Below are 26,369 nucleotides of genomic sequence, written 5' to 3'. Positions count from 1 at the left end.
TATACCAAGTGGGAGAGTAGGTAGCCGCCTTCCTCAAAGCCCCCTTACATAACGTAAGGGGGCTTTTTTTATGCCCAAAAATTTATACTATTTCCTAAGGTCATTACAAATTCTTTTACATTCTTGATTGAACAATCCTGTGTCTTGGATATATGTTTTATATTCCCTATTTAGTATCTTTCTTTTAAAATTAATATTCATGCGAAAATTTCAGTTTTTGTTCGTTGTCGTTCTGGTATTCATGAATTCCGTTAACGCTCAAAATACCAAGATTGCCCTAGTAGGAGGAACTCTTATAGATGGATTTGGGGGCATACCTATTAAGAACAGCGTAATCCTTATTGAAGGAGAATATATTAAGGAGATTGGCAGTGTTGCCACTTTAGAAATTCCTTCTGACTACACTGTGATATCTACTGAAGGAATGAGTGTATTACCAGGACTTTGGGATATGCATGTACATACCATGATCAATGGTCATGCAGATTACACCTATTGGGATAGAACATACCCGCCATTACTGGAGGATGTAATAATGCCTTCATCAGCAGAACAATTACTATTAGCTGGTGTAACAAGTGCCAGGGATTTAGGTGGACCATTGCAAGAAAGTATTAATGTTAGGGATGCTATCAATAACGGAGAAATACCAGGTGCCACATTATATGTTTCAGGACCTTTTATCCAGCATGAGCCCTATCCCGGCACTGAAGCATTTCGATGGGGAGTAAATGGAATTGAGGATGGTAGAAAAAAGATTAAAAAATTGGCTGATGCCGGTGTGGATGTCATCAAGCTAATCGATCAAGATAAAATGACGATGGAAGAAGTAAGGGCAATCGTTGATGAGGCACATAAGCAAGAACTTAAAGTAGTTGCACATGCCCACAGACCGGAAGAAATCAGGAGGGCACTTTTGGCTGGTGCAGATTGCTTTGAACACACTGGTTTATCCTCGGCCCCGGAATATCCGGATTATATCATGCAAATGATAAGGGAACGTACCGCAGATATGAGCCAAGGTCCTTTATTCTGGTGCCCTACTGTGGAAGGATTATATAACTATGAATATGTTAGGGACAATCAGGAGGAACTTGATAATGACTCTTGGCACCGTGGATTGCCTGACAGTGTAATTACGGATATCAGGAACAGTTTTGCACATCCCGATCGACTTCCCTATTTTCAATTGACGCCTTCCAGGAAGCCTACCTTGGAAACAAAGGTCAAGCAACTCTTGGATGCAGGGGTCGTATTATTAATAGGAACGGATAGTGGCATTCCCATGAAGTTCCATAGTCAATCAACATGGCATGAATTTGATGTTTGGGTAAATGAGTTTGGAATCGACCCAATGTATGCCCTTAGGGCAGCTACCTATTGGCCCGCGTTATGGATGGGCGTTGCCGATAAGGTTGGGACCGTAACTCCTGGTAAATACGCTGATATCATTGCGGTAAAAGGTGATGTTCTTCGTCATATAAACATTTTGCAGGACGTTGACATCGTATTTAAAAAGGGCAAGCAGTACAAATGAATTTGAATCAACTCTTCAAAATAGGAAATCAAGATACAGAAGAACGTTTAAACTCCTTGTCTCACTTTTGCGGTGTTATTGCCGCTTGTATAGGTCTTATTTTTTTATGGAAAGATAATAATCATAGGTCGGTCTATTCGGAATTTAGTATTGGGTTATATAGTATTAGTCTAATAGTACTTTTTGCGTCTTCGACATTGTATCATTTTGTTGAGAATCCCCGTTGGAAAAAACGACTTCGAATTCTTGACCACATCAATATTTATTATTTGATTGCCGGTACATATACCCCCGTAGCCTTGATAACTTTGGTGAATGGAAACGGTTGGACGTTATTTTATATTGTTTGGGCAATTGCAGCGTTAGGAACCGGATTAAAAATTTTTTATACGGGACGATTTGAATTTATTTCTTTATTACTATATCTGATAATGGGATGGTTAATCGTCTTCGACCTTAAAAATCTCCTCGCAAATTCTACCAACCTTGGTCTAACCCTTTTGTTTCTTGGAGGCATATTTTATAGTATTGGAATTATATTTTATGCAATTCAAAGAATTCCCTACAATCATTTTATATGGCATTTGTTCGTTTTGGCAGGTGCCTTTTGTCATTGGTTCTTTTTATATACCGATGTAATCTAATTTTTTAAATAATTGTCTAACTTGAATATTCGATGATTATTCGAAACTACTTTATACTTCTACTTATTCTTTTTGTCTCATGTAAGAAGGATTATCCTGAAACAGATGTCGATTTGACAGACTATATTATACAGGATGGTTTTCAATTAAAACCCGTTGCTTCAGAACCTTTACTCATAGCCCCTGTGGCTATGGATTTTGACAATCGAGGAAGAATTTGGGTCGCCGAAATGAATGGTTATATGAATACTATGGAGGGTAAAGGGGAGGAGTTGCCACTGGGAACGATTAAAATTTTGGAGGATAGGGATGGTGATGGTGTTATGGACCACGCCAAAAAGTTTTTGGATAGTTTGAGATTGCCTAGGGCGATTGCCCATGTATACGGAGGTTTGTTATATGCGGAACCCCCCAATCTTTGGTTCGTTGAAGTACAGAATGACAGACCGGTTAATCGCATATTGGTCGATTCTATGTATGCTCCGGACGGTAATCCGGAACATCAGCCCAATGGACTAATGATGAATGTGGATAACTGGATTTATAATGCCAAATCGCATTTTAGGTATCGTCAAAAAAATGGCAAATGGTTGAAGGAGCCCACTACATTCAGAGGGCAATGGGGAATTACCCATGACAACTTTGGGCGTTTATACTACAATGATAATTCCAGACAATTATTGGGGGATTATGTTTTGCCAAACAGAACTACCCGTAACAAGTTCTTGAAACCAGCCCATAGCGTACATAAATTGCTAACGGAAGACCAGAGAGTGTACCCGTTACACGCCAGTTTGGTCAATAGGGGATATGCCGAAGGTATTTTGGATAAGGACAGTTTGTTGGTAGATGTAACCGCAGCTTGTGGACCGCTGGTATACAGGGGAGGAATGTTTCCATTGGAATATGACCAGAACGTTTTTGTCTGCGTGCCCGAGGCAAACCTGGTCAAGCGTAATATTTTGGAATTTCATGGCGACAGTACCAGTGCCTATCAGGCTTGGCAAGGAAAGGAGTTTTTAGCGTCGACCGATGAAGGCTTTAGACCCGTAAGCCTATCCAATGGTCCGGATGGGGCATTGTATATTGTGGATATGCACAGGGGCGTAATTGGTCACCATGCGTATTTGAGTCCATACTTCAAAAAGAAGGCCAAGGAAAAGTCCCTGGATACCATTATCAACAGAGGTAGGATCCTAAAAGTAGAAAGTGAAAATATTTCAATTGCAACCCCAGTAAACCTCGAGACAGCTACAGATGAGCATCTTTTAGAATGGCTAGATCATCCAAACGGTTGGGTCAGGAATCGTGCCCAGCAACTTTTAATAGACCGAAACAAGAAAGGATTAGTGAACTCTTTAGTCAATTTGGTGAAAGAAAAGGAACCAAGTATTTCGCAAATTCATGCCTTATATACGTTGGAAGGAATGGATACCTTGGATTTTGATCTTTTACTTCAAGTTGCTAAAAATGGCGAAGAACAACTGGCTGCCCATGCTATTGTTTTGCTCGAATCATTCGTAAATAGCAAAAATACTGCCGATTTCCTTGAATTAGGGAATGGGATAATCAAGGAAAAAAGTCTATTTAAAGATATTTATTTGGCCAGTTCATTGGGTATTTGGGCGCATGGATCCAAAGAATTGTTAGCGCCCTTGCTTGTGGAGTATAGTATTTTATATAAGGGAAATCCTATTATATCCGAAGCTTTGGTAAGTGGTGCCGAGACGATACTGGAAGATTATAAGGTGATTTTGGACCAAAATGACTTTGATAGGTCATCGATTTTGTACCAAATGCTATTGGAAAGCATACAAAACAAAGCCGATGCTATTCTAAATCCAATTTACGTAAGTAAGGGATTGAAAGAAGATCCTAGAACCAAGGGTGCAAAAATCTTTAGGCAGATTTGCGCTGCATGTCATGGCATCAACGGAGGGGGAAATGAGGGCCTTGCTCCGCCATTGGTACATTCAGAGTATGTGTCCAAGCCTATTGAGCGCTTGGCATTGATAGTTTTAAATGGATTGAAGGGACCCATCCACGTAAATGGAAATCGGTTTGAAATGAATCAGGCTATGCCAGGGTTAAAGAATAACGAAACGTTATCGGATAAGGACATAGCAGATGTAATTACCTATGTGAGCAATGCATTTGCGGATAACCCTCAGTGGATTTCGGAAGAAAGCGTAGGTGAATTAAGGAAAATAGAATCCCAGGATGGGAATGAATTTACCGAGGCTGAACTGTTGGAACTCGATTTTGAAAATTAAGTGACTAGGACTTGATTGGACTATCGTCACATTCTAAATCTCCCGTTGCATATAACAATCCATTGAGCAGAAATGAAAGTATGCTAGGGTTTTCATAGCTCTGTGGATTATGTGAAGGGGCGGAGTAAAAGACCCTTCCTTTTCCAAACTTTTTTATCCAAGCCAAATAACTTATGTTTTTGGAAAAATCTTTATTTTTTCCTTCTATTTTTTCTGCCTCCATATATAGCAAAGGCTTAAAATCATACTCAAAATAGGCGTTGTCAAAAAAATAAGGTTCGTCCACATGTGCAAAGCCTTCCCCATCAAAGGCTCTAAGAATAGGATGGTCTTTATCCGCCAGTTTGACTTGGATCAACTGCTGCCTGGGATGATAATCAAAACTTCCACCCACCAATTCACTGAATTTTTTGGATTTGTTTAGCATGGTAATGCCACCATGAAGTACCACCAAACCGTTACCGTCCCGGATGTATTGCAAGAGAATGGTTTCATATTGCTCGGCTTTTGACCAAGCGGCATCAGCATTCAATTCTTTCTTAAAAACGTCGTAGAAAAGATTTCTAAAATCCCTTTCGGAACAATTGTTATTCAATACGATTGCATCAAATTGCTGGATATTTTCCTTGTTGAACATGGCAACATCCTTGGAAGTAGTGATATCAAAATTACCACTTTTTTCAGCGATTCCTTTGATTACGGCCTCGGTGTGTGGAACCGTCCAATGGTCAAACCCGGTGAATAGGCTAAAAATCAACACCTTTTTCCTTTCTTTCAATTTTGGGTAATCATTCGGTAATTTGGATACGATGGAATTTGTCCATTCCTGGGTTAAATCGAAAGGTTCCAGATCTTGTGAAGAAACCTCAAGGCACAGAAATAGCAAAATAAGGGAATAGACTAAAGTTTTCATACGTTTAAAACTAGGTTAATAGCTTGATTATTAAATATTTTCTTTTAAAGAGGTATTTAACTTTCCATAACAAGTCCCTCGTTGAGGGTTTCATTTTTTTAAATGGATTCTAATGGGCTATACATTTGTTCGTTACGAATGTAAGTAATTAAAATTTCTTTATTGAGGCCACTTGGTGGGATATGAGTTTCGAATATCTTATTTTTAGTGCGAATAACTTTCGTTCCCGGATTACTGGATTCCGGTGTGACGTTTAAACCCAACATACTTAAATGACCGATTTATTTTCCCTAAAAAATAAGATTGTTGCACTCTCTGGAGGAACGGGAACCTTGGGCGGATCTATCGCCAAATACTTGATCGAGCAAGAGGCTCGGGTAATTTTACTGGGAAGGTCAACAAAAAAATTAAGGGATAAAAAAAATGAACTGGATAGCATTTCCCCGGATCTCACATTTACTTTTGAAGTGGATGTTTTAAATGAGGAAGCACTTAACGAAGTTCGGGAGGAGATTGCCCAAAAGTTTGAAACCTTGGATGGGTTGATTAATCTTGCCGGGGGAAATATACCTGGAGCTACTTTAAGTGCCAATCAGAGTATCTACGACATAGCGATTTCGGATACACAAAAGGTCTTGGATATCAACCTGTTCGGAACGGTTATACCTACCATTGTGTTGAGCGGACTTATGGCTAGGCAAGGACACGGTTCCATTATAAACATTTCCTCTATGGCCTCAAAGCAGGCTATTTCAAGGGTTTTGGGCTACTCGATGGCCAAAGCGGGCGTGGATACCTTTACCCAATGGATGGCCAACGAAATGGCTTCCAAATTCACGAACAGGATTCGCGTAAATGCCATCGCTCCTGGGTTTTTTATCGGAAATCAAAATAGAAGCCTTTTGACCAACGAGGATGGCACCTACACGGAGCGCGGAAACAAAATAATCAACAATACGCCCATGGCCCGTTTTGGGGATGCTTCGGAATTAAATGGTATGGTCCATTATTTATTGAGCGAGGCTTCCAGTTTTGTAACGGGTGTGTGTTATGATGTGGATGGTGGTTTTAATTCTTTTTCAGGAGTTTAATGGAATATTTAAAAAAGACATTTAGGTGGTTTGGTCCCTCTTTTGGGGTTCGGTTAAGCGATATAAGGCAAATTGGAGTAGAAGGTATTGTGGCCGCTTGTCAGGAAGTACCTTTGGGAGAGGTTTGGCCAATTGAAACCGTAGCATCCTTGAAATCTGAAATTGAAGGTGCCGGATTGGAATGGTCCGTGGTGGAAAGTGTAAACATCCATACGTCCATTAAATATGGTCTTCCGGATAGGGACAGATATATTTCCAATTACATTGAAACGCTTAAGAATTTGGCAAAGAACGATATAAAAGTCGTTTGCTATAATTTTATGCAACTGATCGATTGGACACGTACCAACTTGGATTACAAATTGCCCAATGGGGCATCGGCGTTGCAATACGATCCACTAGCCGCGGCAGCTTTCGATTTGTATATCCTTAAACGCGGAAATGCGGAAAAGGACTATGACGAAGGTTTTTTAAAGGAGGTAGCCTCCTTTTTCAAAAATTTATCGACCGAAGAAATATCCAAACTCGAAAAGTCCATCCTCGCCGGAATGCCGGGTTCAAGAAAGCTTATCGATTTGAACGAGTTCAAAAAGAACCATGAAATCGTTTTGGGAATCAGTAAACAACAACTTCAGGATAATTTGGCCTATTTTCTAAAAGCTGTGATTCCCGAGGCAGAAAAATTGGGTGTAAAAATGGCCATCCATCCAGACGACCCACCATTTTCGGTATTTGGGGTTCCTAGGATAGTATCTAATTATGAGGAACTCAAGTTTTTGTTGGATGCCTGTCCATCGCCCAGTAATGGATTAACATTTTGTTCCGGTTCCTTGGGGGCCTCTTCCAATAATGATTTGGTGAAGATCATCAAGGATTTTGGTGATAAGATTCATTTTATCCATTTGCGAAATGTACAAAGACACGAGAATGGAAGCTTTTATGAGGCGGAACACCTAAACGGTTCCGTTCCTATGCAAAAAGTGATGAAAGCTATCGTTGAGGAACAGTTAAAGAGAAGTAAAAATGGAGGTATCGTGAACATTCCAATGCGACCCGATCACGGTCATGTGCTTTTGGACGATATCCAGAGACAGGACGAATTCTACTCTGGATACTCCTTGATAGGAAGGGCTATGGGACTTGCCCAATTATCAGGACTTGAATTGGGTATTCGGGAAAGCCTTCTTTAACAAAGGGTTTTGTCTGGGCTAGCGAAACACGGAGTGCGACTTTTCTATCAATGCCTTTCCAAAACAGACCCCTGAATAGGGGATTCAAGGTTTTAGTATTTCCCTAAAATCTTCAAAAAAGGCCTCCACAAGATTCATGTTTTCATTAAAAAATAACATGGTCTGCAGCCAAGTATTTTTGTTGTGGATGGATACACCTTTAATTTCAACATAAATTCTGGAAATCTCCTTTTGGTTTTCCAGCAAGTGGTATTCTTCGAATATTGCATTGTGCCAGTAGTCCTCCAAAAGAACGGATTTTAAGGATAGGAGTTTTTCCCATAGCAATATACGTTGTTCAAGGTCGCCCTCCACATCAATGGATACCAAGGCTTTTTTGGAGTCAAAAGTGAATTTAAAGGTCAGCCCCTTTATTTTGGTTTTATAGAGTATCCATTTTTTGGGATATGATTTACCATAGGAAATCCAGAATTCCTCCCTGAGTCTTCGTGATTCCTCTTTGCTGAACATTAAATAAAATAGGCTATGATTATTCCAAGTACAATGACCACTAGTTTTCTTAGGTTGAATTTATGTCCTTCTGAACTTTCAAATAGGATTACCGTAGAAATATGGAGTAAAACCCCAATGACAATGGCATTAATGAACATCAGGTTATCCATTATAAAACCAAAGGATTGCGATAGATAGGTTCCCAAAGGTGTCATCATCGAGAAAAGTAGTATGAACAATGCCGATGCAATTGTTTTCATTTTGGAGTTCAATAAAAAGAAGCTCAGAATTACGGCGATGGCTATCTTGTGGATCAGGATTCCATAGATAATACTGTTGTTTTCGGAAATGGGAATACCCTCCAACAACGAATGTATGGAGAGACTTCCAAAAAGCAACCATGGAAAGTTAGTATCGGTTTTGGACAAATGAACGTGTCCATGCTCCGCACCCTTGGAAAAGAACTCCAGGAATATCTGCAGCAATATCCCCAACATGATAAATATTCCTATACTTTTGGTATTGGAATGCTCGTACACCTCCGGCAGCAATTCAAAAATGGTCAATGCAAGCAAGAATGCCCCGCTAAAGGCCAGTAATAATCTAAAATGCTCCTTTTTTTTGGGTTTGGTAAAGAAAACAAAAACAAAACTTAGCAGTACACCAAGAATTGGCAGAATATAAATCATGAAAAGCAGGGTTTGTTGTCTAATTGAGAATGGCGAATCTTTGCTGCATCAAAATTAACGTATTTTTGTTGTATGCTAAACAATGGGTATGGGGAATAATTTTAGGATGGTAGCCAAAACACTTTTTGGCTTTGAAGAAATATTGGCCAAGGAACTTAGGAACCTTGGTGCAGGAAATGTTGAAATTGGGATTCGCAACGTGGCCTTTGACGGCGATACCGGATTCATGTACAAGGCCAATCTATGCTTGCGGACCGCTATTAAAATTATAAAACCCATCGCCACCTTTTCCGTATCAGGGGAGGATGATCTTTATAAAAAGATTTTTCGGATGGACTGGGCCGAATATTTGTCCGTGGACGATACGTTTGCCATCGATGCCACTGTTTTTTCCGATAATTTCACCCATTCGCTCTATGTTTCCCAAAAGACCAAGGATGCCATTGCCGATAAATTCCGAGAAACGGATGGCAAACGTCCCAATGTGGATGTCAAGAACCCGGACCTAAGAATCAATGTACATATTCACAGAAATCAATGCAATGTTTCCTTGGATAGTTCCGGGGCCTCCCTGCACCATAGGGGCTACAGGACAGCGACCAATATAGCCCCCATAAATGAAGTCCTTGCTGCCGGACTTCTATTATTGAGCGGGTGGGACGGCCAGTGCGATTTTATGGATCCTATGTGCGGCAGTGGAACCATGCTGGCGGAGGCGGCCATGATTGCCTGCAATATTCCGGCGAACATCAACCGGAAAGGTTTTGCATTTGAAAAATGGCCCGACTTTGATGCAGATCTTTATGAAAAAATTATCGAGGCAAGTCTCAAAAAGACCAGGGAATTCCATCATAAAATCATCGGAATGGACAAAGCTCCCTCAGCGGTAAGAAAGGCAACGGAGAATATTGAGAATGCAAACCTATCGGATTATATAGAAGTAAAAAGGGATAACTTTTTCAAAACGGAAAAGGAGACGGAAGGACCTTTACACATGTGTTTCAATCCGCCGTACGGCGAACGTTTGGACATCGACATGCAAAACTTTTATGCCTCCATTGGTGATACCTTAAAACAGGGATATCCCGGCACCAACGCATGGATGATTACTTCAAATCTGGATGCCCTGAAATTTGTTGGGCTAAGACCCTCACGCAAAATAAAGGTATTCAACAGCCATTTGGAGTCCCGTTTGGTACATTATGAAATGTATGAGGGAAGTAAGAAGGCGAAATATAATAAAACTGGAAATACAGAGGCATGAGTTTGAAGCAAAAGGCATTGTTGTTCAATTTTTTGGGATTTGCCGTTATTTTCCTCCTATTCCGGTTTGGACTTTCTTATTTGTTGGCCATCAAACCGGTATATATTTCGGTAATTTCCGCAGTTTTGGCAATGGTTATTGCCCCAAAATTTGCCGTCGCTAGCATTGAGGGTGTTCCAAAATTGTTGATGAAGTGGATTTTCCTGAAGGGTTTTAAGGAATTGTGATTATTGCTCAGGCTCCAGTTCCTTGGGCTGTTTTTTCTTTTTGTAGAGGGGTAGGAAATAGGAAATGGAATAATTATAGCCTACACCAAACCGGGTACCGTCCGTGACCTTGTTAAAACCTGGAATCCAAAGGTTGGGAAACCGATCGTCCCCACCGTCAGAATTGGAAACCAAAATTCCCAAACGTACACTCGCTCCCAAAAATATATTTGCGAACAGTTCCACTTTGGTACCAAAAAGTGCCTCTATCCATACGGCGGACCTTCCGGAAAATTCCTCCGCTATGTTGGAGCCTTCTACAAAATCCGTCGGATTCCAGTACCTGTTGGAATTGAAATATTGATAGTTGTTCAAGGTCTGACTAAAACTGCTAAAAGCCAATCGGCCTCCATAATAGAGCAAATTTTGTTCCCCGTACCAGTTTTCATAGGTATTGTTGTCAAACCCCAATTTGAGGTAGCTTCCGGTTGTGGTAAAATTATATAGGTCTTCCTGTTTTGTCTTGTCTTCCGTACCTAGTTCAGCGGCCAAGTACAGTTTTTCCGTGAGTCTATAATCGGCCACAATTTCAAATCCCGTATAGTTCTCGTCCAAAGCGCTGATCAAGGGCCTACTAAGGTCGATTCCCGCACGCAGTCCGTAAGCCTGTTTATATTCCACGGTATCCTTGGGCTGGGTGTCAATGGGTTTGCTTTGGGCAAAACCAAACATCAGTCCGGATAGAAAAAGGGAATTAATGAAATATTTTGACATTTGTGGAGTCTGAGTTTGTAATATTGGCCCTAACGATTTCTATATCCAAGATCCAATTATCAGAGCCGGATTGTAGGTTGGTCGTAAGACTGTCATAATTGACAATAAATCCGCAGGCACGCGATGTAAAGTCCTCTAGGCGTTCATAATTGAAGGTCAGGGTATCTATATTGCCAGTTTCTTGTCCGCCATCGTTTGTGGCAGAGTTGGAAATCATCAAAAATGTGGTTGCATCCGTTTCCGTTCTGAGAGGGATTTGGACGTTGTTCAAATTGGACCGATCTGTAAACGTATTGACCGCTGTACTTTGCCCTTCGCCCAAAATACGCAGGGCGGTGACATTTTTGTTTGCGGTGGGGTTGGCCGCATCAAAAAATTCCAGAACAAGCAGCGGTGTATCTCCCTCAACACAAATGTCATCCTTCTCACAGGAAGCCACAAAGAGGATACACAATACCGCGAACAAGACCCAACCTAACTTCTGCATGCTAATTTTTCTTTTTCAAAAGTACGACATTTTCAACGTGGTGTGTCTGTGGGAACATATCCACGGGCTGAACCTTTACTACCTCATACCTATCTTTCATCAGCTCAAGGTCCCTGGCCTGGGTAGCACTATTACAGCTTACATAAACGATACGTTGTGGGGAAATGTTGAGAATTTGTTGCACCACATCTTTGTGCATGCCGTCCCTTGGGGGGTCGGTTATGATGACATCTGGTTTTCCATGTTGTGCAATGAAACTATCGTTAAAAACGTTTTTCATATCCCCAACAAAGAAAGCCACATTATTAATATTATTTCGTTCCGCATTTGCCTTGGCATCCAGAATAGCGTCCGGAACGGATTCGATTCCAATGACTTTTTTGGCCTTTTTGGCAACGAATTGGGCTATGGTTCCAGTTCCGGTATAAAGGTCGTACACCAGTTCGTTCCCGGTAAGCATGGCGAAATCCCGGGTTACTTTATAAAGTTCGTAGGCCTGTTCAGAATTTGTCTGATAGAAGGATTTTGCGGTAATCTTAAAGGAAAGGCCTTCCATCTCTTCAAAAATATGGTCCCTCCCTGCAAAACAAATCACCTCTTGGTCGTAAATGGTGTCGTTTTGTTTTGTGTTGACTACGTAGAGCAAGGAAGTAATGTCAGGGAATGTTTCCTTTAAATGATTTAGCAATAGTTCTATTTGAGGTTTGTTTTCCTCAAAAAACTGTATCAATACCATCAATTCACCCGTCGAAGCCGTGCGTATCATGAGGGTGCGCAGCAAACCATGTTGATTTCTTGGATTGAAAAAAGTAAGGTCGTTTTCTTGTGCGAATTTTTTGGTTTCCAACCGTATGGCATTGGATGGATCCCGCTGCAGATGGCATTTTTTTATGTCCAGGATCTTGTCCCACATGCCCGGTATATGAAAACCGAGGGCGTTTTTGTTATCGATGTCCTTGTTGGATTGGATTTCATCCATGGTAAGCCACCTGCTGTCCGAAAATGAAAACTCCATTTTGTTCCTATAAAAATAGATGTCCTTGGAGCCTAAAATGGATTGGATTTCGGGTAGATCCAAATGACCTATTCGCTTTAAATTGTTCTCAACCTCTTTTTGTTTATAATAAAGCTGGTGATCATAGCCCATATTTTGCCACTTGCATCCGCCACAAACACCAAAATGTTCGCATTCAGGTTCGACCCGCTTTTCCGAGAGGGAGTGGAACGCAACGGCTGTACCCTCAAAATAGCTTTTTCGTTTCTTGTGCGTTTGCACATCCACCACATCGCCCGGTACGGCGTTATCCAAAAATACGATTCTTCCATCTGGGGCCTTCCCCACGGTTTTCCCCTTGGCACCGGCGTCCATGACTGCTACATTTTCAAAAATGAGTCTCCTTCTGTTCTTTCGCATGCGGCAAAAATAATAGGTTTCTTTGGATTGAAGGTTAGGATAGGCATACTATTAACAAGTGCGTTGACACCCTTCAAAAAAGCTTTAAAATGAATTGGAATATTTGTACTTTTGAAGCTCTACAGGGATGATTTCTCTCCCACGCTGAATTTTCGTTCCGATGCCCATCGGGATAGCGAAAGGATAAAGGTACAGAAGGAATTGCTAAAGTCTTATTTAAAGTAATTTTATCATGTCAGTTTTAGAAAAAATCACTTCTGAAGATGCCATTGCATTGGAGGATAAGTACGGGGCCCACAATTACCATCCGTTGCCCGTAGTTTTGAGCAAGGGAGCCGGTGTATATGTGTGGGATGTGGAAGGCAAAAAGTATTACGATTTTCTTTCGGCCTATTCTGCAGTAAACCAAGGGCATTGCCATCCCAAGATTGTTGGGGCCATGATGGAGCAGGCCCAAACCTTAACGCTCACTTCCAGGGCATTTTATAATGACAAATTGGGCGCGTTTGAAAAGTATGCAACGGAAACTTTTGGGTTTGATAAACTCCTTCCGATGAACACCGGTGCCGAAGCCGTAGAGACCGCCTTGAAGATCTCTAGAAAGTGGGGGTATGAGAAGAAACGGATTCCGGAGAACGAAGCGGAAATCATTGTGTGTGAAAACAATTTCCATGGACGGACCACCACGATCATTTCCTTTTCCAATGATCCTATTGCACGAAGGAACTTTGGGCCTTATACCAAGGGCTTCCTAAAAATCGCATACGATAACCTGCAGGCCTTGGAGGAAGCTTTGAAAGACAACCCCAATGTAACCGGATTCTTGGTGGAACCTATCCAAGGTGAGGCCGGGGTGTATGTTCCGTCCGATGGGTATTTAAAAAAGGCGAAGGAACTTTGCGAAAGATATAATGTGCTTTTCATTGCCGATGAGGTACAGACAGGCATTGCGCGTACGGGCCGACTTTTGGCTACCTGCGGTAATTGCTCCTGTTCAGATAAGCATTGTAGTGGCACTCCAGAGGTAAAACCCGATATTTTAATTTTAGGGAAGGCATTGTCCGGTGGGGCCTATCCTGTTTCCGCTGTATTGGCCAATAACGATATTATGGAGGTCATTAGACCTGGTAATCATGGAAGTACTTTTGGGGGCAACCCAGTGGCCGCTTCCGTTGCCATGGCCGCATTAAGTGTCATTAAAGAGGAGCGATTGGCAGAAAACGCCCAAGAACTTGGGGAACTGTTCCGGGAAAAACTGAATGAATTCATCCCCAATTGCGATTTGGTTACTGCGGTGCGGGGTAAGGGCCTTTTGAACGCTATTTTAATCAATGATACCGAAGAAAGCTCCACGGCATGGGATATTTGTATGGCCTTGAAGGAAAACGGTTTATTGGCGAAACCTACGCATGGTAACATCATCCGATTTGCGCCACCACTGGTAATGACCAAAGAACAGCTACTGGATTGTGTCGGCATAATCATCAGAACGTTGTCCGAGTTTAAGAAATAAAAAAATCCCCGAAATTCTTCGGGGATTTTTTTCTCTCGATTCCTATTATTTAAAAATTACCTGATGACATTACAAGGGCTATGATTGCCCCAAAATAAATAATGGTAAAAATCAAATAGATCAAGGCGAGGCCCAATCCAATATAGGAAAGGATCCTTCCTGTTTTTACATTTTCATATCCGCTGTACGAATTGCCGACTTCAGACCGATATATGTTCTCCGCTTTTTTGGCATTGCTCAGTCCTATGAAACTGAAAATAGCACCAAAAGGACCACAACAGAAAATGGTCAAAACAATGGACAGAATGCCAAAAGTTAGGGCATTACTTGCGCCGGGTAGTGGTTGCATATTCATAGTTGACTACTCTTCAATTCCCCACTGTTCCATCATTTCCCTTTGTTGTTCCATAATGCCGTCCCAACCGATAGTGCTTATTTGGTATATCACGCTACCTATGTAATATACGCTTAAAACAATTCCTATAATGGCCAGAATCTTGCCAATGTTGATGGTCTTAAAGTTGGAATACAGTTCAGGTTTTTCCTTATAAATCCTTTGTGATTTAAGGGCCAATACCAAGGCTATCACCGCTGGGATGATCCCAAGACCAAAACACCAGCAACAGATAATTCCAAAGATTGATAAAACGATGATCGCTATTTCATTAGGTAATTTTTGTTGTTCCATAATTTTTAAAAGGTTTGGTTAGATAAATTTTAAAATAAAGTTAATGAATACGGCCGCAGTGCTTATAAACATGAGTGAAAACGTAATATTGGACTCGTGTTTAAAGTTAAACCTATTTCTCACTAGTAAAAACGCGAACAGGGCAATCAAAGGATATATGGCAGGATACATTTTAAAGGCCTCCACAAATTCGCCCTTAAACAAAAACAACAGGGACCGTTGTAATCCGCATCCCGGACAGTCCACACCCAGAAATTGCTTCGTAAAACAGGGAAGCATGTACTTCTCAATGTTGAGTATATATAACAATGCCGATAGTTGCATGGTACGCTTTATTCACAAGCAGAAAATTACCACTATTTTTGGGTAAACAAAATAAAAAATGACGCAATTTGAAATAGGGGATAGGGTAGAGGCAATTGACGATGTCATATCGGGAACCGTGACACAAGTAAGCGGTCATATGGTTACGCTCAAGACCAAGGACGGATTCCCCATGCAATTTCAGGACACGGAATTGGTGCTGGTCTCCAATGACATAAGGGTAAGTAATTTTGAGGTGTCCCAGGTAAAGAAGGAAAAGGAGGTTCCCAAAAAAAGAACTAAAAAAACGGTCAAGCCCAAGGAAAGAAACCTACCAAAGATGGAAGTGGACCTACATATCAATCAGTTGGTGAAAAACCCAAAGCCCTTGAGCAATTTTGAAATGTTGAACCTACAACTGGACACTGCGAAAAGGCAGCTTGATTTTGCCATTGGCAAACGCATACAAAAAGTAGTGTTTATACACGGGGTGGGCGAGGGAGTCTTAAAGGAGGAATTGTACTCCTTATTTAGAAAATACGAGAATGTAAAATATTATGATGCCGATTACCAGAAATATGGATTAGGGGCTACCGAAGTATACATATTTCAGAACTACTGAAAACTATAATTTGGTCGTAACGGTACCGAAATCATTGATGCGCAGATCCGTAATCCTACTTTCATCTTCGGTTACCAAAGAAATGCCGCTTAGGCGTATGTTATGTTCAAAGGTAACGGAATCCACGGGCGCTGTAGTTATAAAAACGACCCCATCCTGAGCAATGATTTCCTTGGTGACGACAGGTTCAACAGGTGGCACATCGTCACAGAAATAGTTCGAGGAGACCGTGCCCGAGAAGATTCGGTAGGTCACGGAACCCGATTCCGTAATGTTCACGGTAATGTCCTCCATAGTAGCCTCGTTTTTTATCGCCCCATTGGGCAATTCAAGAATCAGGGCCTCATCCCCATTGATCTTGAACAGCACATTGGCCGAAGTTACAGAGACCCCACCGCAACTTTGCACGGAAGTAATACTATCGAAATCCAGGGTTTCTATTTCCAAATCCCCATCGTCACACGAAAGGAAAAGCGCAAACAGCGCTAAGACAACATACTTTTTCATCCCTCAAATTTAATTGAATTATTGGATATGGCTCAATCGACCCAACACCAATTATGTTTAAATTAACAGGGCCAAGGTTTGGAACCTGGTGTAGAAATAGCATTGATATGATTTATAGTTTTGGCATATCCTCCCCTTATATCAAGGCATTTTCCTTTATTTCAATTATTTTTGCGGCTCTAAAGAAATCTGATTCAGGAAGTCATGAAGCACGTATATCTTGACAATGCCGCTACTACCAAGGTTCGGGACGAAGTAATATCTAAAATGCAGGATGCCTTGGCCAACAATTATGGTAATCCATCCTCTACGCACAGTTACGGTAGAACGGCGAAAACGGCTATTGAAAGCGCCCGTAAAACCATTGCCAAATATATGAATGCGCTACCTTCTGAAATTATATTTACGTCCGGGGGCACGGAGGCGGACAACATGATTTTACGAAGCGCCGTGAAGGACTGCGGGGTAAAGACAATTATCACCTCAAAAATTGAACACCATGCCGTACTGCATACCGTGGAGGAAATGGAACAGTCCGGCCTACTTGATGTTTTGTACGTTCGTTTGGACCAGGTTGGAAATCCAGATTTGGAACATCTACAGGAACTATTGCAAAAGGACTTGGGCAAAAAACTTGTAAGTCTTATGCATGTAAACAATGAAATAGGAAACTTGTTGAATATTAAACAGGTCGCCAAAATGTGTAAGGAACACGGGGCCTTGTTCCATTCGGATTCCGTGCAGTCCATTGGACATTACCCTTGGGATGTAAAAGAAGTCCCGGTCGATTTTCTAGCTGCCGCCGCGCATAAATTTCACGGCCCAAAAGGGGTTGGTTTTGCCTTTATTCGCAAGAATTCCGGTCTTAAATGTTTGATATCCGGAGGTTCCCAAGAGCGCGGTTTTAGGGCGGGAACGGAATCCTTCCATAACATCGTAGGCTTGGAAGAGGCCTTTGTTTTGGCCTATGATAATCTTGAAAAAGAGCAGTCGTACGTAAAGGAATTAAAAGGGTATTTTGTGGAAAAGATTAAAACCGAGATTCCGGGAGCCAAGTTCAATGGTCTTTCCGGAAGTCTGGAAGAAAGTACCTATACCCTTGCCAATGTCTGTTTGCCCGTATCTCCAGAAAAGGGTTTAATGCTTCTTTTTCATTTGGATATTAAGGGAATTGCCTGTTCCAAGGGAAGCGCTTGCCAATCCGGTAGTGATTCCGGTTCCCATGTGCTCAACGAAATTTTAAGCGGCGAGGACCTAAAAAAACCTTCTCTAAGGTTTTCGTTTTCAAAGTACAACACCAAAGAGGAAATCGATTACACGATTGGGGTGCTTAAGGAATTTACCCTCCAATAGCAAAAACCTTTTATTGGCCTCTGTCCCTTTTACGTTCCCGTTCGTATGGGAATTTTCGAATGGCAAGCTTCATCATCCGATCTATCAGGTCATCGGTATTCTTGCCGGTCTTTTTGTTGATTTCCTTTTCATATTTCCAGAGAAGTTTGCCCGTATCGCCATCACTTATCTTAACTCCGATCCTTCCATAGTCCGCAGCTCCAGAGAAATAATCGGTTATACTAAAATCCGTGGAAACTCCCTTGGACAATAGCACGTTCAAGTCCAGCGTGCCACTGATAATGGCATCTACGCCCAGGATCTCGCTCAGTTGTTTGGTGGTATAGACATCTATATTGCGGTAATCAATGTTGTGCTGGGCAAGAATCGCCTTGGTGTCCTTAATATTCTGGAAGTCCACCGGAAATTTCTTTTTTTTCTTTCTTTTGGAGAAATAGGTTTCAAAGGCATCCTGAACGGCATATCCCTCTTTTTCCTCTAGGGATTGGATATCTTCTTCGGATGCATTTTCCCTCAGGTCCAAATTGGTAAGGAAGGGTAGAATGGCCAGCATTTTATGGTCATCGCTCATTTCATCGAAACGAGGGTTTTCATAAATGTTTTTTTGGGCGTTTAAGGCAATGGCGCAAAACAGGGAAACGTAAAGTATGAATTTCTGCATTATTCTATATCACAGTCGCATTTGTAATCTCAAGTTAAGAACCCTGGATGTGAGAAAGTTCGGTACGGCAAACTCATTTTTACTATCCACATCCCTTACCCATGTATTGGTTATCGAATTTTGATTGTTGAACAGATTGAAAATTTCAAAACCGACACTCAAATTCTTGAAAGCGTGTAACCAGTGGCTTTCGGGAAAGGATTTGTTCTTATCGGCAAAAATATAGGAAATTCCTAAATCGGCACGTTTATAATCTCTTAATCTATTCTGAAAAATATAGGGGTCCGCATAACTGGGGGAACCTCCTGGTACGCCCGTGCTGTACACCAGGTTCAAATACATTTTCAGCTCTGGAATGTTGGGAATGTAATCTTGGAACAGGATGCCCAGTTTCAACCTTTGGTCCGTTGGTCTTGAAATATAGCCTCTATTGTTCCTATTTTCCTTGGTTTCCATATAGCCCAAGCTTACCCAGGATTCGGTTCCGGGAACAAAGGCGCCGTTGAGTCTTACTTCAGCTCCATACACATAGGCCTCCGCATCGTTATTGGCGCTATATCGAATACGAACGTCCTCCAATGTGTAGGGATTCACATCAGTCAATTTTTTATAATATCCCTCGCTGATCATGGTAAACGGCCGTTCCCAAAGCAAGAAACTATATTCGTTCCCTGTAACGAAATGAAAGGATTTCTGGGCTTCCACATAGGGATTGATAGTACCCGTGCTATCCCTTAACTCCCTGTAGAAAGGCGGTTGTTGGTAAAGGCCCGTGGCAATTCTGAACAGCATGTCCCGCTTCCAATTCGGTTTTATGGCAATTTGGGCCCTAGGGCTTACAACGGTATGCGATACTTTTTCTACATTCTGTCCACTGACCGTCCAGTGATGGGCGCGTATGCCTACATTGTAATATAATACGTTGGAGTTCCACGCTGTTTGGGTGCCCATTTGTACAAAACCGGAAAACCGATTGGTCTTAACAAAATTTAGGGCATTAATGCTTTGATAGGCCTCTAAAGGCGCTAAAAACGGTTCCTCTGGCTGATTGTTCACAAAAGATAATCCCGGAGGTCGTACAAAAAACCCTAAGGAATCGATGAATTCAGATTCCCGTAGTTGGTCCCTGATATCCTCATGGGTATATTTTACGCCCCATTCCACATTCGTTTTATCCTTCCGATGGCTCCCCCTGTGGGAAAGATTGACTATGATTGCGTCCAAATCGTTTCTGGCACGGTTAAACTGGGAACCCACACCGCGACTGTTGGTGGGCTGTCCAAAGTTGTCGCTCCCCAAATTACTATCCACTTGGCCCAGTAGATAACTCGCAATAACATCCGAGTATTCTTCCTCCGTGGTATGATAAATGGAGCCTATCAATTTTAAGGTGGTATTTTCATTCAAATAATAATTTCCCTTGAGGGCACCCAATGCCGTTGCGAAGCGATTGTTTTCCCTTCCTTCATAAAAAATGGTCAGTGCCCGGGGATCCGTAATGGTCCCAAAGTTGGTCTGTCTCTGTCTCGGTTCATTTCTATAATTGTTCACCGATATGTTTCCTAAAAAATTTATATTGAACTTGTTAGAAACCTGATAGGTGATAAAACTTTGTAAATCCGTAAAGTTGGGTTGAAGACTTCCCTGAGTCTGGAGACTGTTTAGTAATAGTGAATTGTTTCGATACCGGAAACCCGATGTGCTGCTTAGTTTCTTGTTTTTGGAACGTGTGTCCATGGAAACATTGGCCCCTAAAAAGCTAAAGTCACCCGTGAGGTTAAAACTGGTTGGGATTTTGTATTTGATATCCAGTACGGAAGAGAGTTTGTCCCCATATTTCGCCTGAAAACCTCCAGCGGAAAACATGACCTCCTGCACAAGGTCGCTGTTGACAAAACTAAGGCCTTCCTGTTGTGCGGAACGAATTAAAAAAGGTCTATATACCTCAATATCATTTATGTAGACCAGATTCTCATCGTAATTTCCCCCGCGAACGGAATATTGGGTGCTCAATTCATTGTTGGAGGTTACGCCAGGCAACAGCTTTAGGATATTCTCCACGCCGGCATTGGCACCAGGTATTTTTCTGATCTTTTCGGGGGAGATGTTCAGGATTTCCATAGGCTTTCTATTGCCAGTGGAAGTAACGGTAACCTCGTCCACTTGCAGCACATCCATTTTTAGAACCGGGTGAAACTCAAAGGTCTCATTCGTATTCAACAATAAATTTTCAAGAATGACCTTTTGGTGGCCAATATGTGAAAAAGTTACGGACGTTTCTACATCGGAAACCAGTTCCAGAAGATAAAAGCCCGTTTCGTCCGAGAAGGTTCTGGAACTGCCCGATGTAATCTCGACATTGGGCAAGGGGGTGTTTTCCTCATCCAACACAATTCCTGTTATGGAGGCAGTTTGGGCGGCCCCAACAGTGCAAAAAAGCACTAGTGGGACGAAAATGATGTTCCTAAGCTTCAAAGACTTTAATTTCTGTAAAAAGGTGTGGCCAAGGTACTGGTATTGCCCACATTATCTGTAACGGTAACTTCCAGTACACATTGCTTTTTATCCAAAATTGAATCGTCAAAATTATAGGTAAGCGTATTCGTTTTTGGCTCATATTCCATCAATATCCATTCCCCGTTGAGCGTGGCAGAATAACTGTCCACCCCGCTAAGGTCGTCCGAAATATGGACACTGAGATATCTGTAGTTGTTTAGCCATTGTTTCTCCTTGAAGTTCTTTGTACGTATTTTGGGAGGAACGGTATCCTTTGCCAAGGTATAGGTGCCCAGGTTTCTAGTCCTTGCCGTAAATGTATTTCCTCGTTTATAGGTATTCAAATGACTGGGGTTCAAACGATTATCCAATCTTGCTATGAACAATTGTTTTCGTTCTTCTACCGGATATTTGTCCACGTCAAAGGTGATAGTGAAATTCCTGTGCGCTGGAACTGTGTTTCTATGGATGGTAACCGTATCCTGGCCTTTTTTCAAATCGATGTAAAAGTCCTCGTAAAAAGTATTCTCGGGGAAATAGACCTTTGCCCCGCCAAGGTCATAGTTGTTGGGTTTCTTGGCGATAACATAATAATCCGTCCGGTCATCCTCCTTTTCAATTTTTATTTCTTCCTTTTTCCCTTCCACGGGAATGTTGAGGGTAACCTTGTTCCCTTTGAAGTCGGAAATCAGTAGTTGCAGGTTATAGCTCAAACCTTCGCTCACCTCAATAATGCCATTATTATAAAGATCCTCGTAAATGCTCAGGTAATTTCCAGGGGATTTGAACAATTTTTGGATTCGTTCCCTATAGCGTCCAAGGTGGTCATAGTCGATGAGTGTATTGATATACCTAGTTTCGCCAAAGGAAAATGATTCAAAATCGTAGGAGCAGTATGTTTTACCGTTTACCGAAAGCGATACGGCGTAGACCCCATTCTTGTTCGCGGCCATATCCAGACGGTCATATCCCACAAAACCGACGCCTATTTTTCCCAGGGCGTTTACGGTGCTCGCCAAATAGGTCCCGTCCGCTTGCCGACTAAAATTGACTTGGACCTTTTCCCGGCTCTGGTTCACTTGCGAATTATCGGAAAGTGGATAAACAAAAAGTTTTTCCAAGGTAGGGTTTGTGGCATCGGGGATATCGATTCCGTAAAGCATTGGATTGGTGGGTTTTTCCGAAATACTACTGCGAATTTCAAAATGCAGGTGCGGACCGGCGGAACCTCCCGTATTTCCACTGTACGCGATGAGCTCGCCTTTTTCAATTTTTAGTTCTCCATAATCAGGGAAGGCTTCAACTTCAAAGGATTTTTTATTGTACTGTAGTTTTTTTACATATTCCTCAATTCTAGGGGAAAATTTCTGAAGGTGACCGTAAACCGATGTGTATCCGTTGGGATGGGCTACATACAGCACCTTGCCGTAGCCCCAGATGGAAACCTTTATCCTCGTAATGGTACCATCGGCTATGCCATATACTGGCAGTCCTTCACGTTGTTGTGTTTTGATATCGATACCCCCATGAAAATGATTGGAGCGAAGTTCGCCAAAAGTACCGGCCAAAATTAGGGGGATATCCAGCGGGGACCTAAAAGCGTCCTGGGGATAGTTTTCTTGGGTGAAACCAAAAGTGGAAAATAATAATAGGAGTCCAACGGTAAATCTTTTCATAGCAATGTTACGTTGCTACGAAAATAAATAATAGGCTTCAATTGGAGAAAGCTCCGTATGCCAAAAATGAAATTGGCCCCAACGCTCCTATTTATTGAGGTTGTCCAAATGGCCAAAAGAATATTTCTGAAAAGTATTGCTAAGTCAGCGAACGAATGTTAACTTTGTGTAAATCGCATCGAATTTTTGTATGGGCGAATTAATTCAAATCGTTGATTCCTTAGAGAATAAGATTAGCAAGTTGCTCCATAGATTGGAGGTTTTGGACAGGGCTAACAAAACGTTGGAGAATGAATTAAAAAATGTACGGTCCAATCAGGAAAATGCCCGTAAAACGGTGTCTGAATGGGAGGAGAAGTACAATTCGCTCAAACTGGCAAATTCAATGCTTGGCAGTAATACAAACAAAACAGAAGCTAAGCTTAAAATAAATACATTGATAAGGGAGTTGGACTATTGTATAGCACAGCTTTCTGAATAATGTAACATACTATGTCTGAAAAGCTCAAAATAAAGCTCTCCATTGCTGACAGGGTCTATCCATTGACCATTGACCCAAGTCAGGAGGAAGGTTTGAGAAAGGCGGCCAAAAATATTGAACAATTGGCCAAAAAATTTGAGCAGAACTATGCCGTGCGGGATAAGCAGGATGTATTGGCCATGTGCGCCTTGCAGTTTGCCTCCAAAATTGAGCAGAAGGGGATAGAACAGACAAAGGGCACCAAGGAAGCAGAGGAGCGTTTAAAGGCGCTCGCGGAACTGGTAAATTTGCAGCTTGCATCAAAATAAAAACGTTCTTTTAAATACATTAAGTTACTGCCCACATTGGTAATACCTTTTGACGAACTCAACATTAATTAAGTTAAAAAGGGTGAGTTTAGATTGTAAAAGCAGGCCTTACTCGTATAAGGATCCTTGATCAGTCTGTTAGCCCTAAACCTGTTTATCGGAGTTTGTACAAAACTTCTCCAATGTGGGCTTTTTTTTTAAATATAACAATATGGATAGTACAATGATTATTATAGCGGCCATTGTTGGTTTGGCCATCGGTTTTGCCATCGCCAAGTTTATGGAAAAGGGCAAGGCCTCCAAAACCATCGCCAACGCCAAGAAGGATGCTGCCCAAATTTTGAAAGAGGCCAAGATAGAGGGAGAAAACATTAAAAAGGATAAGATACTACAGGCCAAGGAGAAATTCTTGGAGCTTAAGGCGGAACATGAGAAGGTCATCATTGGGAAGGACAAGAAAATAGGGGAGGCGGAAAAAAGGACACGAGACAAGGAGTCTCAAGTGAGTAGCGAACTTGCCAAGAACAAACAGCTCAATTCCCAACTTGAAAACAAGATGAAGGAAGTTGAGCATGCCAAGGAGTTTTTTGAAAAGAAGCAGGCCGAAGTGGATAAGCTCCATAAGAGCCAAGTGCAGCAATTGGAGGTCATTTCCGGTCTTTCTGCTGATGAGGCCAAAAGTCAATTGATCGAGAGTTTGAGGGATACGGCCAAGTCCGATGCTATGGGCTATATACAGACCACGTTGGAAGAGGCCAAACTTACCGCCCAGCAGGAAGCTAGAAAAATTGTTATCAATACCATACAGAGGATTGGAACAGAGGAAGCGGTGGAAAACTGTGTATCCGTTTTCAATATTGAATCGGACGATGTTAAAGGTCGAATCATTGGTAGGGAAGGAAGGAATATACGGGCATTGGAATCAGCTACCGGAGTTGAGATTATTGTAGATGATACACCGGAGGCAATTATTCTATCTTGTTTTGATTCCGTACGAAGGGAAGTGGCCAGATTGTCCTTGCACAAGTTGGTTACCGATGGAAGGATACATCCGGCAAGGATAGAGGAAGTAGTTAAAAAGACGGAGAAGCAGATAGAGGCCGAAATTGTTGAAATTGGGAAACGTACGGTTATCGATTTGGGTATCCATGGGCTACATCCAGAATTGATCAAAGCCGTGGGAAGGATGAAATATCGTTCCTCTTACGGGCAGAACTTGTTGCAGCATTCCCGCGAGGTTGCGAAACTTTGTGGCGTTATGGCATCCGAATTGGGCTTAAACCCAAAAATTGCCAAAAGGGCCGGTTTGTTGCATGACATTGGAAAAGTGCCCAACACCGAGGCCGAAGTTGAAACGCCGCACGCTATATTGGGTATGCAGTGGGCCGAGAAATACGGTGAAAAACCAGAGGTATGTAATGCCATTGGCGCCCACCATGATGAGATTGAAATGAAGACACTTATATCGCCGATCGTCCAGGTATGTGATGCCATTAGTGGTGCGCGTCCCGGAGCAAGAAGACAAGTGCTGGATTCCTACATTCAACGTTTGAAGGATTTGGAGGAGATTGCCTTTGGTTTTGGGGGTGTTCAGAAAGCTTATGCCATACAGGCAGGGCGGGAGCTGCGGGTAATTGTGGAAAGTGAAAAGGTCAGCGATGAAAAGGCCGCACAATTGTCCTTTGAAATTTCGCAGAAAATACAAACGGATATGACCTATCCAGGTCAGGTAAAGGTAACGGTGATACGGGAAACAAGGGCCGTGAACGTTGCCAAATAAATCGGCAAGGAGGCTATAATGCCTCCTTTTTACTTTTGTGATTCCCTGTTAATCCATAGCAATAGGGAATTTTTTTCTTCAAGTGTGAGGGCGTTATTTTTTCCTTTGGGCATTTTGTTTTTTACAAAGACCTGCTCATTGATTTTAGACACCAGACCGTTCATGTTATCCAATGTAAAGTGATCAAGCCTTTTCCTAGTCATATGGCAGAAATTACATTTGGAATCCAAAACGGAAAAGGCCTTGTTTTGAATGGGATCCTGCGGCTCAACCGAAATGGGTAATTCCGAGGGTCCGGTTAGAGCATCAAAACTAAAATGTATTCGGTCGTTGTAGAAAAAGTGAACCCAAATTAACAATGGAAAAATAAAAACCTTGCTTTTGACCATTATGTATAATTCTAATGGAAAAAATCCTTGAGGCCGTCCAAAATGCTTTGCACGGCATAAGAGGCCAAAATTAGTCCCATAATCTTACTGATTACCGTAATGCCATATTCACCGATTCTTCTTTGTACTATGTTGGCGGCAAGTAACAACAAGCAGGTTAAAAATATGACTACCAAAACCAAAACGGTAGTTATTACTTGCTGATTCAGAGCGTATTTGTGATTGTCAGTCATCAAAACAACGGCCATGATAGCACCAGGGGAAGCGATGCTTGGTATTGCCACCGGGAAGATAGTAACATGTTTGTAATCCGAGATTAAATGCTTTTCCGATTCTGGTTTACCGTCGCCAAAAATCATGGTCAAGGCAAAGAGAAACAAAATAACGCCACCCGAAACTTGAAAGGCATCTAGTGAAATCTCCATGCCTTCAAGAATAAGTTGGCCAATGACGATGAAGAACAATAATATGAAGAAGGCGACAATGCAGGCTCTTACTGCAATCTTTCTCTTATGAAGCCTGTCAAAGTGTTTGGTGGCCTCCAAATAGACGGGAACTGAACCTATTGGGTCAATTACTGCAAAAAGAAAAAGGATGGTAGTGATTATTTCCTTCACA

28 protein-coding genes and 1 other RNA gene are annotated in these 26,369 nt (G+C 41.8%); 14 read left to right on the top strand and 15 right to left on the bottom strand.

From position 1 onward, the window contains the following. Positions 1-199: 199 nt before the first annotated feature. From PP181_RS17075 to PP181_RS17065, 3 genes are read left to right on the top strand one after another with little or no spacing between them, the layout of a single operon-like run. A complete protein-coding gene (locus PP181_RS17075) occupies positions 200-1,537 on the top strand; it encodes an amidohydrolase family protein (RefSeq protein WP_272637980.1) in 1,338 nt (445 codons plus the stop codon). Continuing rightward, positions 1,534-2,181: a PAQR family membrane homeostasis protein TrhA gene (gene trhA / locus PP181_RS17070; RefSeq protein ID WP_272637979.1), complete on the top strand. Its 648-nt coding sequence runs from the start codon at positions 1,534-1,536 to the stop codon at positions 2,179-2,181. Before PP181_RS17075 ends, trhA begins: the two co-directional genes overlap by 4 nt. Positions 2,182-2,213: 32 nt before the next feature. Further along, on the top strand, positions 2,214-4,454 hold the full coding sequence (locus tag PP181_RS17065) for a DUF7133 domain-containing protein (RefSeq protein ID WP_272637978.1): 2,241 nt from the start codon (positions 2,214-2,216) through the stop codon (positions 4,452-4,454). Between the two features lie 4 nt (positions 4,455-4,458). Here PP181_RS17065 and PP181_RS17060 read toward each other — a convergent pair whose 3' ends face one another. After that, positions 4,459-5,367 carry a ThuA domain-containing protein gene (locus PP181_RS17060; RefSeq protein ID WP_272637977.1) on the bottom strand — a complete coding sequence of 303 codons (909 nt, stop codon included), beginning with the start codon at positions 5,365-5,367 and terminating at the stop codon, positions 4,459-4,461. A gap of 272 nt (positions 5,368-5,639) precedes the next feature. Here PP181_RS17060 and PP181_RS17055 point away from each other — a divergent pair, with 272 nt between their 5' ends. Both PP181_RS17055 and uxuA read left to right on the top strand, forming a co-directional pair. Continuing rightward, positions 5,640-6,458, top strand: coding sequence for an SDR family oxidoreductase (locus PP181_RS17055; protein WP_272637976.1), 819 nt, complete (start codon positions 5,640-5,642; stop codon positions 6,456-6,458). Then, positions 6,458-7,648 (top strand): mannonate dehydratase, encoded by a 1,191-nt coding sequence (gene uxuA, locus PP181_RS17050; protein ID WP_272637975.1) that lies wholly within the window; start codon positions 6,458-6,460, stop codon positions 7,646-7,648. The genes PP181_RS17055 and uxuA overlap by 1 nt, the downstream gene beginning before the upstream one ends. Positions 7,649-7,732: 84 nt before the next feature. Here uxuA and PP181_RS17045 read toward each other — a convergent pair whose 3' ends face one another. After that, complete coding sequence (locus tag PP181_RS17045) at positions 7,733-8,158, bottom strand: DUF4268 domain-containing protein (protein ID WP_272637974.1); 426 nt, start codon at positions 8,156-8,158, stop codon at positions 7,733-7,735. Then, complete coding sequence (locus tag PP181_RS17040; protein WP_272637973.1) at positions 8,158-8,829, bottom strand: ZIP family metal transporter; 672 nt, start codon at positions 8,827-8,829, stop codon at positions 8,158-8,160. The genes PP181_RS17045 and PP181_RS17040 overlap by 1 nt, the downstream gene beginning before the upstream one ends. A gap of 88 nt (positions 8,830-8,917) precedes the next feature. Here PP181_RS17040 and PP181_RS17035 point away from each other — a divergent pair, with 88 nt between their 5' ends. Then, a complete protein-coding gene (locus tag PP181_RS17035) occupies positions 8,918-10,093 on the top strand; it encodes a THUMP domain-containing class I SAM-dependent RNA methyltransferase (RefSeq protein WP_272637972.1) in 1,176 nt (391 codons plus the stop codon). Then, a complete protein-coding gene (locus tag PP181_RS17030) occupies positions 10,090-10,320 on the top strand; it encodes a hypothetical protein (protein ID WP_272637971.1) in 231 nt (76 codons plus the stop codon). The genes PP181_RS17035 and PP181_RS17030 overlap by 4 nt, the downstream gene beginning before the upstream one ends. Here PP181_RS17030 and PP181_RS17025 read toward each other — a convergent pair whose 3' ends face one another. Genes PP181_RS17025 through rlmD form a run of 3 tightly spaced genes read right to left on the bottom strand, consistent with a single transcriptional unit; the run spans position 10,321 to position 12,974 of the window. Beyond that, on the bottom strand, positions 10,321-11,073 hold the full coding sequence (locus tag PP181_RS17025; RefSeq protein WP_272637970.1) for a DUF6048 family protein: 753 nt from the start codon (positions 11,071-11,073) through the stop codon (positions 10,321-10,323). Further along, positions 11,054-11,560, bottom strand: coding sequence for a DUF6452 family protein (locus PP181_RS17020; protein WP_272637969.1), 507 nt, complete (start codon positions 11,558-11,560; stop codon positions 11,054-11,056). The genes PP181_RS17025 and PP181_RS17020 overlap by 20 nt, the downstream gene beginning before the upstream one ends. Position 11,561: 1 nt before the next feature. Then, positions 11,562-12,974 carry a 23S rRNA (uracil(1939)-C(5))-methyltransferase RlmD gene (gene rlmD / locus PP181_RS17015; protein WP_272637968.1) on the bottom strand — a complete coding sequence of 471 codons (1,413 nt, stop codon included), beginning with the start codon at positions 12,972-12,974 and terminating at the stop codon, positions 11,562-11,564. A gap of 232 nt (positions 12,975-13,206) precedes the next feature. Between rlmD and rocD the strand changes: the two genes are divergently transcribed. Next, positions 13,207-14,487, top strand: coding sequence for an ornithine--oxo-acid transaminase (rocD, locus tag PP181_RS17010; protein ID WP_154920873.1), 1,281 nt, complete (start codon positions 13,207-13,209; stop codon positions 14,485-14,487). A gap of 49 nt (positions 14,488-14,536) precedes the next feature. Here rocD and PP181_RS17005 read toward each other — a convergent pair whose 3' ends face one another. The 3 genes from PP181_RS17005 to PP181_RS16995 are packed head-to-tail and all read right to left on the bottom strand — an operon-like array spanning position 14,537 to position 15,454. After that, a complete protein-coding gene (locus PP181_RS17005) occupies positions 14,537-14,836 on the bottom strand; it encodes a CCC motif membrane protein (RefSeq protein WP_317131751.1) in 300 nt (99 codons plus the stop codon). Positions 14,837-14,848: 12 nt separating this feature from the next. Then, complete coding sequence (locus PP181_RS17000) at positions 14,849-15,175, bottom strand: CCC motif membrane protein (RefSeq protein WP_272637967.1); 327 nt, start codon at positions 15,173-15,175, stop codon at positions 14,849-14,851. Positions 15,176-15,193: 18 nt separating this feature from the next. After that, positions 15,194-15,454 carry a DUF2752 domain-containing protein gene (locus tag PP181_RS16995; RefSeq protein WP_246160937.1) on the bottom strand — a complete coding sequence of 87 codons (261 nt, stop codon included), beginning with the start codon at positions 15,452-15,454 and terminating at the stop codon, positions 15,194-15,196. Between the two features lie 103 nt (positions 15,455-15,557). Between PP181_RS16995 and PP181_RS16990 the strand changes: the two genes are divergently transcribed. Further along, on the top strand, positions 15,558-16,100 hold the full coding sequence (locus tag PP181_RS16990; protein ID WP_272637966.1) for a Smr/MutS family protein: 543 nt from the start codon (positions 15,558-15,560) through the stop codon (positions 16,098-16,100). A 3-nt stretch (positions 16,101-16,103) separates the two neighbouring features. Here PP181_RS16990 and PP181_RS16985 read toward each other — a convergent pair whose 3' ends face one another. Beyond that, the gene (locus tag PP181_RS16985) at positions 16,104-16,607 is read right to left on the bottom strand and encodes a hypothetical protein (protein ID WP_272637965.1); all 504 of its coding nucleotides are present in this window, start codon (positions 16,605-16,607) and stop codon (positions 16,104-16,106) included. Between the two features lie 204 nt (positions 16,608-16,811). On the opposite strand from PP181_RS16985, the gene PP181_RS16980 reads away from it, so the two are divergent. After that, positions 16,812-17,960, top strand: coding sequence for a cysteine desulfurase family protein (locus PP181_RS16980; RefSeq protein ID WP_272637964.1), 1,149 nt, complete (start codon positions 16,812-16,814; stop codon positions 17,958-17,960). Between the two features lie 10 nt (positions 17,961-17,970). Here PP181_RS16980 and PP181_RS16975 read toward each other — a convergent pair whose 3' ends face one another. From PP181_RS16975 to PP181_RS16965, 3 genes are read right to left on the bottom strand one after another with little or no spacing between them, the layout of a single operon-like run. Next, the gene (locus PP181_RS16975) at positions 17,971-18,621 is read right to left on the bottom strand and encodes a hypothetical protein (RefSeq protein ID WP_272637962.1); all 651 of its coding nucleotides are present in this window, start codon (positions 18,619-18,621) and stop codon (positions 17,971-17,973) included. Positions 18,622-18,630: 9 nt separating this feature from the next. Further along, positions 18,631-21,096: a TonB-dependent receptor gene (locus PP181_RS16970; protein WP_272637961.1), complete on the bottom strand. Its 2,466-nt coding sequence runs from the start codon at positions 21,094-21,096 to the stop codon at positions 18,631-18,633. Positions 21,097-21,101: 5 nt separating this feature from the next. Next, positions 21,102-22,793 (bottom strand): M23 family metallopeptidase, encoded by a 1,692-nt coding sequence (locus tag PP181_RS16965; RefSeq protein ID WP_272637960.1) that lies wholly within the window; start codon positions 22,791-22,793, stop codon positions 21,102-21,104. A gap of 190 nt (positions 22,794-22,983) precedes the next feature. Between PP181_RS16965 and PP181_RS16960 the strand changes: the two genes are divergently transcribed. From PP181_RS16960 to rny, 4 genes are all read left to right on the top strand, one after another. Continuing rightward, complete coding sequence (locus PP181_RS16960) at positions 22,984-23,274, top strand: hypothetical protein (protein WP_138259692.1); 291 nt, start codon at positions 22,984-22,986, stop codon at positions 23,272-23,274. An 11-nt stretch (positions 23,275-23,285) separates the two neighbouring features. After that, positions 23,286-23,582 (top strand): cell division protein ZapA, encoded by a 297-nt coding sequence (locus PP181_RS16955; protein ID WP_138259693.1) that lies wholly within the window; start codon positions 23,286-23,288, stop codon positions 23,580-23,582. A gap of 56 nt (positions 23,583-23,638) precedes the next feature. Continuing rightward, a non-coding RNA gene (gene ssrS, locus PP181_RS16950) (6S RNA) lies at positions 23,639-23,748 on the top strand. 45 nt (positions 23,749-23,793) lie between these two features. Beyond that, positions 23,794-25,362 carry a ribonuclease Y gene (rny, locus tag PP181_RS16945; protein ID WP_138259694.1) on the top strand — a complete coding sequence of 523 codons (1,569 nt, stop codon included), beginning with the start codon at positions 23,794-23,796 and terminating at the stop codon, positions 25,360-25,362. Positions 25,363-25,391: 29 nt separating this feature from the next. On the opposite strand, the gene PP181_RS16940 is transcribed toward rny, so the two are convergent. Both PP181_RS16940 and PP181_RS16935 read right to left on the bottom strand, forming a co-directional pair. Continuing rightward, positions 25,392-25,751: a hypothetical protein gene (locus PP181_RS16940; RefSeq protein WP_272637959.1), complete on the bottom strand. Its 360-nt coding sequence runs from the start codon at positions 25,749-25,751 to the stop codon at positions 25,392-25,394. Between the two features lie 11 nt (positions 25,752-25,762). After that, on the bottom strand, positions 25,763-26,368 hold the full coding sequence (locus tag PP181_RS16935) for a MarC family protein (protein WP_138259695.1): 606 nt from the start codon (positions 26,366-26,368) through the stop codon (positions 25,763-25,765). Position 26,369: the final 1 nt, after the last annotated feature.

Source organism: Maribacter sp. PR66 (assembly GCF_028464205.1).
GTDB classification, from domain to species: Bacteria; Bacteroidota; Bacteroidia; order Flavobacteriales; family Flavobacteriaceae; genus Maribacter; species Maribacter flavus.
The sequence above is the reverse complement of the archived record's forward strand: the minus strand, read 5'-3'. Positions and strand labels throughout refer to the sequence as shown.